Annotated in this window: 12 protein-coding genes; 7 read left to right on the forward strand and 5 right to left on the reverse strand. The window is 55.0% G+C overall.

Going from position 1 to position 15,112, the window contains the following annotated elements; all coding sequences use genetic code 11:
- Window positions 1-40: 40 nt before the first annotated feature.
- From FHD02_RS13095 to FHD02_RS13105, 3 genes are all read right to left on the reverse strand, one after another.
- Window positions 41-883 carry an aldose 1-epimerase gene (locus FHD02_RS13095; RefSeq protein WP_061382199.1) on the reverse strand — a complete coding sequence of 281 codons (843 nt, stop codon included), beginning with the start codon at window positions 881-883 and terminating at the stop codon, window positions 41-43.
- A complete protein-coding gene (locus tag FHD02_RS13100) occupies window positions 883-2,322 on the reverse strand; it encodes a sugar porter family MFS transporter (protein ID WP_220393944.1) in 1,440 nt (479 codons plus the stop codon). The genes FHD02_RS13095 and FHD02_RS13100 overlap by 1 nt, the downstream gene beginning before the upstream one ends.
- A gap of 72 nt (window positions 2,323-2,394) precedes the next feature.
- Window positions 2,395-5,661, reverse strand: a complete 3,267-nt coding sequence (locus FHD02_RS13105; RefSeq protein WP_220393945.1) for a DUF5107 domain-containing protein — start codon at window positions 5,659-5,661, stop codon at window positions 2,395-2,397.
- A 114-nt stretch (window positions 5,662-5,775) separates the two neighbouring features.
- Between FHD02_RS13105 and FHD02_RS13110 the strand changes: the two genes are divergently transcribed.
- Complete coding sequence (locus tag FHD02_RS13110; protein WP_220393946.1) at window positions 5,776-6,969, forward strand: ROK family transcriptional regulator; 1,194 nt, start codon at window positions 5,776-5,778, stop codon at window positions 6,967-6,969.
- A gap of 3 nt (window positions 6,970-6,972) precedes the next feature.
- Here FHD02_RS13110 and hcaR read toward each other — a convergent pair whose 3' ends face one another.
- Window positions 6,973-7,866 (reverse strand): DNA-binding transcriptional regulator HcaR, encoded by an 894-nt coding sequence (gene hcaR / locus FHD02_RS13115; protein ID WP_220393947.1) that lies wholly within the window; start codon window positions 7,864-7,866, stop codon window positions 6,973-6,975.
- A gap of 135 nt (window positions 7,867-8,001) precedes the next feature.
- Between hcaR and hcaE the strand changes: the two genes are divergently transcribed.
- From hcaE to hcaD, 5 genes are read left to right on the forward strand one after another with little or no spacing between them, the layout of a single operon-like run.
- Window positions 8,002-9,363 carry a 3-phenylpropionate/cinnamic acid dioxygenase subunit alpha gene (hcaE, locus tag FHD02_RS13120; protein WP_137371399.1) on the forward strand — a complete coding sequence of 454 codons (1,362 nt, stop codon included), beginning with the start codon at window positions 8,002-8,004 and terminating at the stop codon, window positions 9,361-9,363.
- Entirely contained in the window at window positions 9,360-9,878 is a 519-nt protein-coding gene (hcaF, locus tag FHD02_RS13125; RefSeq protein WP_137371400.1) for a 3-phenylpropionate/cinnamic acid dioxygenase subunit beta, read from the forward strand. Before hcaE ends, hcaF begins: the two co-directional genes overlap by 4 nt.
- On the forward strand, window positions 9,878-10,198 hold the full coding sequence (gene hcaC, locus FHD02_RS13130) for a 3-phenylpropionate/cinnamic acid dioxygenase ferredoxin subunit (RefSeq protein WP_003037633.1): 321 nt from the start codon (window positions 9,878-9,880) through the stop codon (window positions 10,196-10,198). Before hcaF ends, hcaC begins: the two co-directional genes overlap by 1 nt.
- Window positions 10,195-11,007 (forward strand): 3-phenylpropionate-dihydrodiol/cinnamic acid-dihydrodiol dehydrogenase, encoded by an 813-nt coding sequence (gene hcaB / locus FHD02_RS13135; protein WP_079939485.1) that lies wholly within the window; start codon window positions 10,195-10,197, stop codon window positions 11,005-11,007. The genes hcaC and hcaB overlap by 4 nt, the downstream gene beginning before the upstream one ends.
- A gap of 9 nt (window positions 11,008-11,016) precedes the next feature.
- Window positions 11,017-12,219: a phenylpropionate dioxygenase ferredoxin reductase subunit gene (gene hcaD, locus FHD02_RS13140; protein WP_220393948.1), complete on the forward strand. Its 1,203-nt coding sequence runs from the start codon at window positions 11,017-11,019 to the stop codon at window positions 12,217-12,219.
- A gap of 92 nt (window positions 12,220-12,311) precedes the next feature.
- Here hcaD and glyA read toward each other — a convergent pair whose 3' ends face one another.
- Window positions 12,312-13,565 carry a serine hydroxymethyltransferase gene (gene glyA, locus FHD02_RS13145; RefSeq protein ID WP_032939458.1) on the reverse strand — a complete coding sequence of 418 codons (1,254 nt, stop codon included), beginning with the start codon at window positions 13,563-13,565 and terminating at the stop codon, window positions 12,312-12,314.
- Between the two features lie 325 nt (window positions 13,566-13,890).
- Here glyA and hmpA point away from each other — a divergent pair, with 325 nt between their 5' ends.
- Entirely contained in the window at window positions 13,891-15,081 is a 1,191-nt protein-coding gene (gene hmpA / locus FHD02_RS13150; protein WP_220393949.1) for an NO-inducible flavohemoprotein, read from the forward strand.
- The last annotated feature ends 31 nt before the right edge of the window (window positions 15,082-15,112 follow it).

A 15,112-nucleotide genomic window follows, 5' to 3' on the forward strand; every position in this document is an offset into this window, starting at 1 on the left:
CGCAAGAGACCATTAACAGGCAGATAACATGATTTTCGCCCTATTCGATGCAAATTTGCATCGCAAAATGACAGCGTTCTTCCTGCGCTAAAACCTGCAATCCCGGCTGCCCCTGCATGTGGTGGGCATTCACCGGATGCGTCTGCGGCTCCAGGCACAGGAATGGTTCACCCGACATTCTGAACAGCATCAACCACGGAGTTTGCGCTAAAATCGTGACTTTCATCACATCACGCTGAATAACGGCCCGCCCGCTCCAGCCAGAATAACCCACATTCAACCAGGCATCTTCACCGTATTGCGCATGCATGAAATCTGCTGCGGGTGGAATATTACTTTGCCAGTCCAGTGGCAGATGCTGTTCCCCCTCCGGCCAGTAGCCGCTGGCGGTGAACTGGGCCGTACTGTGCGTATCAAAGGCGAAAAACGGATGGAACCCGCAGCCATAGATCATCGGTCGTTCCCCACAATGGGTGAGCGTCAATGAAGCATGCAGGCTTGACGCTTCCAGTTGGTAGCAAAGCTGCGCCGTATAGTCGTAACCACAGGGATGCCAACTGCGCAACTGTAGCAAACAACCACTTTGCGTAGCGGTGATAACCTGCCAGCGCTGCAGCCAGCCGTCACCATGCAGGAAGAAGTGTGCATCCGCCTCATGGTGCGGTAGCACAACCTCTTCCCCACGTAACATAAAACGATTGCCCGCCACCCTATTTGCCACCGGTAACATCGGGAACAGGCCGCAATCACCGAGCTGCTGACCATGACCTTCACGTAATATTGCCTGTTGATGTTGTAACGAAACCAGACTCAATAGCGAACCGCCCTGCGGATCTACGCACATCCGTAGATGTGCGTTTTGTAACATCAGCAGAGGGTTCATTAGCGGGCGCTTCGTTGCTGGCTTGATGCGCCAACTTTCGTATGCTGTGCCGCCAGCCGTTCTTCCAGCGCTTCCAGCGTCACGCCTTTGGTTTCCGGCACATTACGCAGAACATAGATAAAGCCCAGCGCACAAATCACACCATAGAGCAGGAAACTTCCCGATGCGCCCAGACTCGCATTCAGCAGTGGGAAGGTATAGGTCAGCAGGAAGCAGGCAATCCACAACGCCAGCGTGCCGAGCGACATCGCTAACCCGCGAACACGGTTGGGGAAAATTTCGGACAGCAGCACCCAGGTTACCGGGGCCAGCGTCAGGGCGTAAATGGCAATCGCCGCCAGCACCAGAACCAAAACCGGCCAGCCCAGAATACCCAACCCGTATGCCCCGGCAATGAGTACGTAGATAACCGTCAGCCCTGATGCACCAAACAGCATCAGTTTACGACGCCCAATTTTGTCCACCAGCGGCAGAGCGGCAAGGGTAAAGACCAGATTGATGATCCCGGTCGCAACGATCGATTTTAACGTGCCGTTGATGTCGAATCCGGCGGAAGCAAATATCTCCTGCGCATAGTTGAAAATAACGTTGATCCCACACCACTGCTGGAACACTGCCAGCACCATGCCAATAATCACTATCGGTTTGATCTGCGGTTGTAACAGTGATGACCACGCGACCTTGTGGTTATCTTTTTGTAGCGTATGTTCAATCTCTTTCAGCGTTTGCCCGGCATATTCCGCCGAACCAATGCGCTGCAGCATGGTGCGCGCACGTTCGGCTTTTCCTGCCTTCACCAACCAGCGCGGCGATTCAGGGACAAAGAACATCAGCACCAGGAATATTACCGCGGGCACTAATTCAGCGCCAAACATCCAGCGCCAGCCCGTCTGACCGTTCCAGCTTTCCACAATCGCCTGCTGCGTAGCGCCTGTGGCGACAGGTTCGGCAATCATCAGGTTGATAAGCTGCGCCGCCAGAACGCCAATCACGATGGTGAGCTGGTTAACGGCAACAAAGCGACCACGCTTTTCCGCCGGGCTGACCTCAGCGATATACAGCGGGCTTAGCGCGGATGCCAGACCAATCCCCACGCCGCCAACGATGCGATAGACAACAAACATGTCAAAATTGCTGGCAACTGCGGTCCCCCAGGCTGAAGCGCTAAATAGGATCGCCGAGAGAATCAGCGGCATCTTTCGGCCAAATTTATCGGCGCACCAGCCGGAAATCAGCGCACCAAAGATACAACCAACCAGCGCCGAGCTCATCGCCCAGCCAGATTGCGCCGGATCGGTAATCGAGAAATAAGCTTCATAGAAGGGCTTTGCCCCGCCGATTACCACCCAGTCATAGCCAAAGAGTAAACCACCGCAGGCGGCAACCAGGCAGATAGTCCAGACGTAACCAATCTTTAAATGTGTCTGCGCGTTATTCATTATGATTCCTCTTTCAGGGAAACGCAGGGGACAGAAGGTTTCGGGTGAGGTTGCCCCCACCCGTTTCGGGTATTACTGGAACAGCCTTACGTTAATGGCGTGACGCAGCAGTAACGCCTTGTCATGCGCCGGATTGAGTTGCAGAAGCTCATCAAGATCGCGCTGGCAAGCAGAACTATTTCCCAGCCCCAGATGCCCAAGCGCATTGATAAACAGGCAGTGTTGCTGGTGTTTTGCTTGTGCTGAGGTATCCAGTACCACCAGATCGGGCAGCGATACGGCAAAGAAATCGACATCCGGGATGTTGTCGCGATGCGACTCAACCCATTGCAGGAAGCTGTTGAACAGAGCGTCCGCCTCTGCATCATCGCCAAGTTTTCTCTGCGCCATCCCCTGCCAGAAGAGATAGTCCACCGGCTGGTCGTTGTAGTAACGTCCGGCATCCAGTGAGCTACCGCCACGTGTGGCATGGGAGAAGTAACGCTGGGATTCCTCGAAATGCCCCTGCTGCTGGGCGCAATAACCCAGCAAATACCAGATGTCATTATCCGTTTGCCCAGGCAGACGCCCCTCCCCAAGGTTTTGCGGGTAGTGCAGCGCCTGTTGCAGTTGCGTGATGGCGGTTTGCGGGTCGCCCGCCTGAACAGCCTCCAGTGCGCGATGCATCTGATTCAGCAGATATTGCCCGGTGGCTTTGCCTTCTCCCCCCTCCCACGGATGAAATACACGCTCACGTAAGATTGCCGCGGCCTCGTCGTAGCGCCCCAATCCATTCCACAGACTAAGCAGTTCCACCGTCAGATCGTCACGATGGAAGACAATATCTTTGCTGGCTTCCAGTCGCTGCAATCGCTGTTCAGCCGGTTGCGCCATCAGCTTTTTGAGATAGTCGAGTTCGAACAGGAAACGGGCATTTTGCGGCTCCAGAGCAACGGCCTGCGACAGATACTGTATCGCCTGCTGTGCATCGTGCTGTTTGTTCCAGGCATAGATCCCCAATAAGCGATGCACTGGGGCAAAATCCGGCTCCTGCGCAAGGGTAAATTGCCAGCAGGAGACCGCCTCGTCATAGCAGCGTTTGCTGTACCAGAAACAGCCGAGCAAATAGCGGGCAAAAGCGCTCTGCTCGAGGGTTTGCAGCATCTGTACTTCATCCAGCGTATTGGGAAAACGGACGCGATTTTGCAGACACTTACGCGCTCGTTCGATGAAAGGTTGCGGATTATCGCTTAACGAAGCGCGCCACAGCATCGGTAGCGTTTCCTGGCTGTCGAGCAGTTCCAGCACGCCACGGGCAGCATCTTTTTGCCCCAGTGCGTTCAGCCAGCCTGCCAGTTCACACGCGTTGGTACCGCGCCGCCCGGTAATCGAGATAAGCGCCTGTGCAGTCGCTTCATCCTGGCAAATAGCCCAGCGCGCATAGTGCAGGGTGTAACTCAGCGGATAATCAACCAGCTGTTGGCGAATGTATTCCAGCGCTTGTGCATTGCGATCAAGCTTAGCCAGCGCCAGCGCTTTCAGTCCCATCGCCAGGTTATTACTGCCGTTAAAGCGCAGGCTCTGCTCGACCTTTTCCAACGCGCCGGCATAGTCCTGACGTTTCATCGCCAGGCGCGCTAACGACCAGAAAGCCGCGTCCCGGCAGTTGCCGCTCCAGCTCGCCTTATAATAATTATCCCAGGCGCTGTCATCGTCGCCCTGGCGTTCCTGCGCGGCAGCCAGCAGCATACTCGCCTCGCCATCACGTGGATTCTTATTGAGCTTGTGCGCCCGTTCCAGCGCCTTGCCCGCACAATGGGCTGCTAATGCCCAGTCCGCGCGGTTTAGCGCCAGCGTCCCCAGCGCCACATTATTGCGATAATCCAGCGGGTCGACCTCCAGCGCGCGGCGGTAATAGTCTTCGGCATAGCGGCTGGCGTGGTTGTACTGCTCCAGATGCTGACCAATAAAATAGAGTTCATCGGTATTAGCAAGCGCTTCTGGCTGAGCTGGCGCGCTGGCCGCCGAGGGTAGTGGTAACTCTTGCGCCAGGTGCTCTTCGTACTGCAAAAGCGTGGAGCCATCGGCGCGAGTGACGGTCATCGTTACCCGGGCATGACCATTGTCAGACACATCGGCTAACCAGCTCTGCCCCGGCTCAAGGGAGAGTGTATTCTCAAAGAACGGCTGTCCGTGTGCCGCAAGCGTAACCTGAACATCGCGTAGCGGCGCTATCGCATAAACGCCCATTGAAAGCTGGCTTCCCTCACGCACCAGCCGAAGCGCCAGTTGCGTGCTGGCGTTTTGCACCATGCCAAGTTCGCTGTAGGGCAGGAAGTTTTGCACGAAAACTTTCTCTTCGTACGGCGCAAGCCAGGTAAAATCCGGTTGGTTATCGGTAAAGACGCCGGTCATCAGTTCGATATACGGACCGTTGTCATCGGTGAGATTACGATCCCAGGCAACGCCAAAGTCGCCGTATCCCCAGGTCCACTGTTTTTTCCCCGGCGAAACATGGTGGTCCGCCACGTGCAGTAATCCACCGCGTTCGCCGTGGTGCCAGGCACCGACAAAGTCATAATCCGATTTTTCCGCCATATAAGAGGTCGGAACGGGTACGTTTTTGTAGCGAGAGATATCCACACCCGCCGAGTAATCCACTTTGTAGTAGGTGCCAGTAGCGATAGGAAACGCTGAAACATCGCGCTTGCCGTGGTCGAATACCGCGGTTACATCCGGCGGAAACACGCTCTGATGATCGTCGCCGCCTTTCACCGCCGGATTCGCCCACCACAGGAAGTGGCGCGGGGTAGCGTTACCGTTAAACACCTTCCCGGTTATTTCGATCAGCGCGCGATCTGGGTACAGTGTGAACCCGGTCATCACCTGTAAACCACGCATGGGTTCAACCTCCCCCATCCACACGGTATATTCGCCCTGCTCGCCCTGCTGCTGCGTAAAATCAACCGGCATAAAGGTGGTTGGACGATGATGCTGCGGCCAGTTGAACTCAATGCCGCCAGAGATCCATGGCCCAAGCAGGCCAACCAACGCAGGTTTCACTACTTCGTTGTAGTAGACGAAATCACGCTGCTGCACTTTGTCATACGCACGATGGATGCGTCCGCCTAATTCCGGCAGCAGCATGATGCGAATGAAGTCATTCTCCATCCACACAGCCTGATAGTCGCGCATTTCACGCTTGCCGGTCAGGGTATCAATCACGCCGTAGGGATAAACCGCACCGGAGGATCCCTGATACACCCTTTTCTCCAGAAACATCGGGTTAGCGTCTTCTTCACCCACCGTCCACGTTGGGAGGGTGATCGTTTCCTGCCAGACTTTAACTGAACCGTACATGCCGCTCTCCACTCAATAAACAAAAGTAAAAATCTAACCTGAGGCTATTCTGCAGCAGTTAAGTGGCGTTAAAATGCACAATGCTCACGCAATATAGTAAAGAGAGTTAAGTGTATGCAGCGTTCGGGATTCAATAACGCCAGGGTACGTCAGGCAAATAAACAGATCTTTTTGTCGCATCTATGGCGGGAAAAACAGCTTAGCAAGTCGCAGTTGGCGCAGCTCACCAGCCTGTCAATCCCGGCGGTCAGCAATATTCTTGAAGAGCTGATGGATGAAGGGAGAATCAGCCATTCGAGAGAAACCTTAAGCCAGCGCGGTTTGAGTAGCGGCAGCTATCATTTGCCAGAAACAGGCGCCTGGACGCTCTGCATCAACGTCACCCCCACCAGCATCACCAGCCAACTGGCGGACGCGCGTCTGGTGGCCGTCGGTGACTGGCACCATGAGGTCATTAATCCTGATACGCCAAAAGCGCTGCTGACAGCATTGGCGGCACACTGGCGGGAATACCATCGGCAATTTCCAGAGGTTACGATTAATCTGGCGCTAGGCGTGCACGGCCAGGTTGATCCGATTACCGGCGCATCAAAAACCATGCCTCAGGCTCCGTGGAAAACACCAGTGGAAATAAAATATCTGCTCGAGGAGATGCTTGGTGTGCAGGTCCGACTGGACAATGACTGCGTGATGCTGGCGCTGGCGGAAAAGTGGCAAAATCCGGCGGCTAAAGGTGATTTTTGTGTGATTAACGTTGATTACGGCATTGGCTCATCGTTTGTCATTAACGATAACATCTGGCGGGGCAGTTTGTATGGCAGCGGTCAGATTGGCCATACAATAATTCATCCGGACGGCGTTGCCTGTGACTGCGGTCGTTATGGGTGTCTGGAAACGGTAGCGTCATTAAGTGCACTGAAAAAGCAGGCTCGCGTGTGGATGAAATCGCAACCGGCTTCCCTATATGATCCGGAAACGTTGACCACCGACCAGCTTATTGATGCCTGGAGGCACGGAGACGTCCGCATTCAGGCGTGGGCTGAACATGCCGCCAGCGCTATTGGCCTGAGTCTTTATAACTTTTTGAATATACTGAATATTAACCAAATATGGTTATATGGGCGGAGCTGCGCATTTGGCGAGAGCTGGCTCAATACACTGGTACAACAAACCGGATTTAATCCGTTCGATCACGGCGATAACCCGCGAGCCAGGGCAACGCAGATCGGTTTCGGTAAACTGAATCGCGCTCAGCAACTCATGGGAATTGGCTATCTGTATGTAGAATCACAACTTAGCGAGCTGTAGTCGTTAATCCACAACGCTCACGGCTAAACGTTCATGCACCGTGGCGATAAAGTCGGTCAGTGCCGGTTTTAGTGCCCCCTTTTTCCACGCCATCAGCAACGCGATGGTTGGGACATCACCAATAATGGGGCGAAAAACCACCTGTCCGGTATTAAAATTATTCATATAACCGGGTATCAAAGTCACCCCCAACCCCATGCCAACCAGGTTCATGGTCACCAGAATATTGGTCGCCACCTGCACGATATTGGGCTGGCTTTTTTGCTGCTGAAACCAGTTTTTTACAATTATTGCTAACGCGCCGGAATAAGCGGGATCGGTGCCGACAAAATTGACGCCGTGCAGTTGCTGTGCCGATATCGCTTTCTCATTAGCCAGCGGATGATTCACCGGTAACACCACCACCAGCGGCTCATGAATCAGCTCCAGATAATCCAGCTCTGGGCTGTAAACCGGATGACGCATTAAGCCAACGTCCAGCTCTCCGCGCAGGATCTTCTCCTCCTGCTCGGTGGTGATTAGACTGACCAGTTCAATGTGCGTATCCGGTTGTTTTAAACGAAACAAAGGCAGCACCTTGGGCAACAGATTTACCTCTGCGGAAGGGACAAAGCCGATAGCGAAATGGTTATCTTCCTGCCCCGTTTTACGGGCGCGAACTTTGGCATTTTCCGCCTGTTCGAGGATCACCAACGCATCCTGTAAAAAACATTCACCTGCTGCCGTTAAAGCAACTTTGCGCTTGTCCCGCACCAGCAAGGGAACCCCCACGCAGGCCTCCAGATCGCGGATCTGACTGCTTAACGAGGGCTGAGAGGTATGCAGTTTTTCTGCCGCCCGGGTGAAATTCAGCGCCTGCGCCACCGCTACAAAATAGCGTAAGTGCCTCAGTTCCATGTCCCTCTCCTTGTTATCGAAAAAACGTCTCAGCTGGTAGAAATTTACTATTTCACAGATTGATAACTAACCAGCAACATCCTTAGGGCACAAAAAAAGAAGGTCAATACATCTTAGCTTTCAGGATTAAAAAATATGACCACACCCTCAAATTTAGACATCTACCAACTGATTGATACCCAACACGGTCGCGTAACCCCACGTATTTATACCGACCCTGACATTTACCAACTGGAGCTGGAACGCATCTTCGGACGCTGCTGGCTGTTTCTGGCCCACGAAAGCCAAATCCCCAAACCGGGCGATTTCTTTAACACCTATATGGGCGAAGACGCCGTGGTGGTGGTGCGCCAGAAGGACGGCAGCATCAAAGCGTTTCTCAACCAGTGCCGCCACCGCGCGATGCGCGTGAGTTACGCCGACTGCGGTAACACCCGCGCGTTTACCTGCCCGTATCACGGCTGGTCGTACGGCATTAACGGCGAACTGATCGACGTGCCGCTGGAGCCGCGCGCCTACCCACAAGGGTTGTGCAAATCCCACTGGGGGCTGAACGAAGTGCCGTGCGTCGAGAGCTACAAAGGGCTGATTTTCGGTAACTGGGATACCACCGCGCCGAATCTGCGCGATTATCTCGGCGACATCGCCTGGTATCTCGACGGCGTGCTGGATCGCCGTGAAGGCGGCACCGAAATCGTCGGCGGCGTGCAGAAATGGACCATCGACTGTAACTGGAAATTCCCCGCTGAACAGTTCGCCAGCGACCAGTATCACGCGCTGTTCAGCCACGCTTCCGCCGTGCAGGTACTGGGCGCGAAGGATGACGGCAGCGACAAACGCCTCGGAGACGGTCAAACCGCTCGCCCGGTCTGGGAAACCGCCAAAGACGCGCTGCAGTTCGGCCAGGACGGGCACGGCAGCGGCTTCTTCTTTACCGAGAAACCGGACGCCAACGTCTGGGTCGATGGCGAAGTCTCCAGCTACTATCGCGATACTTATGAAGAGGCCGAGCAGCGTCTGGGCAAGGTACGCGCGCTGCGTCTCGCCGGTCACAATAACATTTTCCCCACGCTCTCCTGGCTGAACGGCACCGCCACGCTGCGCGTCTGGCATCCGCGCGGACCGGACAAAGTCGAAGTATGGGCGTTCTGCATCGCCGATAAAGCCGCCTCTGATGATGTCAAAGCCGCTTTTGAAAACAGCGCCACCCGCGCCTTCGGCCCGGCGGGGTTCCTTGAGCAGGACGACTCGGAAAACTGGTGTGAGATTCAAAAACTGCTGAAGGGTCATCGCGCGCGCAACACCAGGTTGTGTCTTGAAATGGGACTTGGCCAGGAGAAACGTCGTGAAGACGGCATTCCGGGGATCACCAACTACATCTTTTCGGAAACCGCCGCGCGCGGTATGTATCAGCGTTGGGCCGATTTACTCAGCAGCGAAAGCTGGCAGGAAGTGCACGAGAAAACCGCCGCTTACCAGCAGGAGGTGATGAAATGAGCGCGTTAGTCTCCCCTGAGCTGCATCACCGCATCAGCCAGTTCCTGTATGAAGAAGCGCGTCTGCTGGACGACTGGCAGTTTCGCGACTGGCTGGCGCAACTGGATGAAGGCATTCGCTACACCATGCGGACCACGGTGAATGCCCAGACGCGCGACCGCCGTAAAGGCGTACAGCCGCCGACCACCTGGATTTTCAACGACAACAAAGACCAGCTTGAGCGCCGCATCGCGCGGCTGGAAACCGGCATGGCGTGGGCGGAGGAGCCGCCTTCTCGCACCCGCCACATGATCAGCAACCTGCAGGTGAGCGAAACCGACCAGCCGGACGTATTCGCCGTGCGCCTGAACTATCTGCTGTACCGCGCACAAAAAGAGCGTGACGAGACGTTCTACGTCGGCACGCGCATGGATAAAGTCCGTCGTCTGCCGGGCGACGAATGGCGCTTACTGGAGCGTGAGATCGTGCTGGATCAAGCGGTGATCACCTCCCATAACCTGAGTGTACTGTTCTGATGAGTCGTGTTTATGCCTGCCCTGTAGGGGATTTGCCGGAGGGTGAAGCGCTCCGGCTTGATACCTCGCCCGTCATCGCGCTGTTCAACGTTGGCGGCGAGTTCTATGCCATTAACGATCGCTGTAGCCACGGTAACGCCTCGATGTCGGAAGGCTATCTGGAAGACGACGCTACGGTGGAATGCCCGCTGCATGCCGCCAGCTTCTGCCTGAAAACCGGCAAGGCGTTGTGCCTGCCCGCCACCGATCCGCTAACCACTTACGCAGTATATGTGGACGGTAGCGATGTGTTTGTTGATATTCCAGAGGACGCAAGATGAGCGATTTACGCGATAACGTGGTCTTTATCACCGGCGGTGGCTCCGGCCTTGGCCTGGCGCTGGTCGAGCGTTTCATCGAAGAAGGTGCGCGGGTCGCCACGCTGGAACTGTCGCCAGCTAAAGTTGCCAGCCTGCGTCAGCGCTTTGGCGAACATGTACTGGCAATCGAAGGCAACGTCACCTGCTACGCCGACTATCAGCGCGCGGTGGATCAAATCCTGATGCATTACGGTACGCTGGACTGTTTTATCGGTAATGCGGGGATATGGGATCACAATGCCTCGCTGGTCAATACGCCTGCGGATGCGCTGGAGAGCGGCTTTCATGAGCTATTTAACGTCAACGTACTGGGTTATCTGCTGGGGGCGAAAGCCTGTGCCGCTGCGCTTATCGCCAGCGAAGGCAGCATCATCTTTACCCTGTCCAATGCGTCATGGTATCCCGGCGGCGGTGGCCCTCTGTATACCGCCAGCAAACATGCGGCTACCGGGCTGATTCGCCAGCTGGCCTACGAGCTGGCACCAAAGGTACGTGTTAACGGTGTCGGTCCATGCGGTATGGCGACAGATCTACGCGGCCCGCAGGCGCTGGGACAAAACGATACATCGATTATGCAGTCGCTGACGCCGGAAAAAATCGCCGCTATTTTGCCGCTACAGTTTTTCCCTGAGCCTGCGGATTTTACCGGCCCGTATGTGATGCTGGCGTCAAAACGCAACAACCGCACATTAAGTGGCGTAATGATCAATGCCGACGCCGGTCTGGGTATTCGCGGTATTCGTCACGTTGCCGCCGGACTGGATCTCTGAGGAGGCGTTATGATCCAAAAAATTATCGCTATCGTCGGCGGCGGTCAGGCGGCGGCTATGGCTACCGCTGCACTGCGCCAACAAGGTTTTGACGGCGAATTACACCTGTTTTCCGATGAGCAGCATCTGCCCTATGAACGCCCACCGCTCTCCAAAGCGATGCTACTGGACGACAATCCGCAACTTCAGCCGATACTCCCCGCTGACTGGTGGCGGGAACACAACGTACAGCTGCATCTGGGGGTTACTGTGCAGACGCTCGGCCGCCAAACGCATCAGCTGGTGCTGGCTAATGGGCAGAGTTATCCATGGGATCGGCTACTGATTGCGACGGGCGCTGCGGCACGCCCCCTTCCGCAACTGGATAAGCTGGGCGATCGTTGCTTCACCCTGCGCCACGCGGGAGATGCCGAGCGCCTGCGCGACAATTTATTGCCGGGCAAGTCGATTGTCATTGTCGGTGCGGGCACCATTGGTCTGGAACTGGCGGCCAGCGCGACTCAACGCGGCTGTCAGGTGACGGTGGTGGAGCTGGCGCCAACGGTTATGGGCCGCAACGCGCCTGCTCCGGTGCGCGACTACCTGCTAGCCCGCCACCAACTTGCGGGCGTGCGGGTACTGCTTAACAGCGCTATTGAGCATGCCGAAGCGGGAGAGTGTATCTCGCTCACGCTGCAAAACGGCGAAACTCTCACCGCTGATGCGGTGATCTATGGCATTGGTATTGTGGCGAACGATATGCTGGCCCGCGAAGCGGGGCTGGAGACGGCGAACGGCATTATCGTTGATGCCGCCTGCACCACCTCCGATCCCGCGATTTTCGCCGCCGGTGACGTAGCGATAACGCGCCAGGCTGACGGTTCGTTAGTACGCGTGGAAAGCTGGGAAAACGCCAATTTTCAGGCACAGGTTGCCGCCGCCGCGATGCTCAATCAACCGCAGCCAGCAGCAACGCCGGGCTGGTTCTGGACCGATCAGTACCGTGATAATCTACAGTTTGTCGGCGAAATGCAGGGTGAGAACTGGCTCCTACGCGGCGATCCTGATGCGCAGAAAGCAATATGGTTTAACCTACAGGATGGCGTGATTGTTGGGACAGTAACGTTGAATCAGGGCCGAGAAATACGTTTATTGAGAAAATGGATTCAGGCAAAGAAAAAGCCGCCAGTGGCGGCTTTAATCGATGAAACAATCTTGCTTAAGTCAATATAACTACCGGATGGTACTTCGTTTATTCGGCCTACACGTGAGTGACCTGTAGGCCGGATAAGGTGTTTACACCGCCATCCGGCAATCTGTATTATTTACGCGTAAACCGGGAAGCGTGCGCAGATATCCAGCACTTTACCTTTGATGCGCTCAATTACCGCTTCATCATTGATATTGTCCAGAACATCACACATCCAGCCAGCCAGCTCTTTCACTTCCGCTTCTTTAAAGCCACGGCGAGTGACAGCCGGGGAACCGATACGGATACCGGAAGTCACAAACGGGCTCTTCGGATCGTTCGGTACGCTGTTTTTGTTGACGGTGATGTTAGCACGACCCAGTGCGGCGTCAGCTTCTTTACCGGTCAGGTTTTTATCAACCAGATCCAGCAGGAACAGGTGGTTTTCAGTCCCGCCGGAAACCACTTTGTAGCCGCGGTTCAGGAACACTTCCACCATCGCTTTGGCGTTTTTCGCAACCTGCTGCTGGTAGACTTTGAACTCTGGCTCCATCGCTTCTTTCAGCGCCACAGCTTTCGCCGCGATCACGTGCATCAGCGGGCCACCCTGCGCGCTTGGGAACACAGCGGAGTTCAGTTTTTTGTACAGCTCTTCGTCACCGCCTTTTGCCAGGATCAGGCCACCGCGCGGACCCGCCAGGGTTTTGTGGGTGGTGGTGGTCACAACGTGAGCGTGCGGAACCGGGTTCGGGTAAACGCCAGCGGCAATCAGACCGGCAACGTGCGCCATGTCGACGAACAGGTATGCGCCGATGCTGTCAGCGATTTCACGCATTTTTGCCCAGTCAACCACGCCGGAGTAGGCAGAGAAGCCACCGATGATCATTTTCGGCTTGTGCTCTTTGGCCTGCTTCGCCATGTCTTCGTAGTCAATTTTACCGGACTCATCAATGCCGTAAGGAATGATGTTGTACAGTTTGCCGGAAAAGTTAACCGGGGAGCCATGAGTCAGGTGGCCGCCCTGCGCCAGGTTCATACCCAGCACGGTATCGCCCGGCTGCAGCAGCGCGGTGTAGACAGCGAAGTTAGCCTGAGAGCCAGAGTGCGGCTGGACGTTAGCGTAGTCAGCGCCAAACAGCTCTTTCGCGCGATCGATAGCCAGTTGCTCAACGATATCAACGTATTCGCAACCGCCGTAGTAGCGCTTGCCCGGATACCCTTCAGCGTATTTGTTGGTCAGCTGAGAACCCTGCGCCTGCATTACACGCGGGCTGGTATAGTTTTCGGAGGCGATCAGTTCGATGTGCTCTTCCTGACGTACTTTTTCCTGCTCCATAGCCTGCCACAGTTCGGCATCATAATCGGCAATGTTCATTTCACGCTTTAACATCCGCATCTCCTGACTCAGCTAACAATAGAATTTCGGCCTAAAAAGGCAGTCCCTAGGACTTCGGCCAACAGTATAACCGAATCATTCTTCGATAACAGGTCTTGACAAAGGATTTTACGCAAACGATTACCTTCGCGGCACACAAGGCTTTGGAGAACAAAGGTCTGCTGAATTTCAACGGATTTCTTTTCAGGTTTGTGATGCAGATTTTTCACGATGTAACCTTTACAACGCAAAGTTACAAAGAACCATTTACAATGCAGGGGTATTTTTTATAAGATGCATTTGACATACATCATTAAAGTTTCAGATAAAGGAAGACCGTATGCTTGACGCACAAACCATCGCTACAGTGAAAGCCACCATTCCCCTGCTGGTTGAAACAGGCCCGAAGCTGACCGCCCATTTCTACGATCGCATGTTTACGCATAACCCAGAGCTGAAAGAAATTTTCAACATGAGTAACCAGCGCAATGGCGACCAACGTGAAGCGCTGTTTAACGCCATTGCCGCGTATGCCAGCAACATCGACAACCTGGCAGCACTGTTGCCAGCCGTTGAGAAAATCGCGCAGAAACATACCAGCTTCCAGATTAAACCAGAGCAGTACAACATCGTAGGAAGTCACCTGCTGGCCACGCTGGACGAAATGTTCAGCCCGGGCCAGGAAGTGCTGGATGCGTGGGGCAAAGCATACGGCGTGCTGGCGGGCGTGTTTATTAACCGTGAAGCGCAAATCTACAGCGAAAACGCCAGCAAAACCGGCGGTTGGGAAGGTACGCGTCCTTTCCGTATCGTGGCGAAAACGCCGCAAAGCCGCGCGATTACCAGCTTTGAGTTTGAACCCGTCGACGGCGGCGCAGTGGCTGAATACCATCCGGGTCAATACCTGGGCGTCTGGCTGAAACCAGAAGGTTTCCCGCATCAGGAAATTCGTCAGTACTCACTGACCCGTAAACCCGATGGCAAAGGCTACCGTATTGCCGTGAAGCGCGAGGATGGTGGTCAGGTTTCAACCTGGCTACATAACCACGCCAATGTCGGCGATGTAGTTCACTTAGCCGCGCCTGCAGGCGATTTCTTTATGGACGTCGCGACCGATACGCCGGTGTCGCTGATTTCCGCAGGCGTGGGTCAGACCCCGATGCTGGCGATGCTGGATACGCTGGCGAAGGCCAATCATACGGCGCAGGTAAACTGGTTCCACGCGGCGGAAAATGGCGATGTACATGCTTTCGCCGATGAAGTAAAAGCACTTGGCGAAACGCTACCACGCTTTAGCGCACATACCTGGTATCGTGAGCCAAACGAAGCCGATCGCGCGAAAGGTGCGTTTGATAGTATTGGTCTGATGGATCTGAACAAACTGGAAGGGACAATCAGCGATCCGGCAATGCAGTTTTATCTGTGCGGCCCGGTCGGCTTTATGCAGTTCGCCGCGAAGCAACTGGTCGGTCTGGGCGTGAAAAACGAGAACATTCATTACGAATGCTTTGGCCCGCATAAAGTATTGTAATTACGTCATACCGGATGGCGCTGCGCTTATC

Origin of the sequence: Citrobacter sp. EC_71, assembly GCF_019584005.1 — a bacterium.
Taxonomy (GTDB): Bacteria; Pseudomonadota; Gammaproteobacteria; order Enterobacterales; family Enterobacteriaceae; genus Citrobacter; species Citrobacter werkmanii.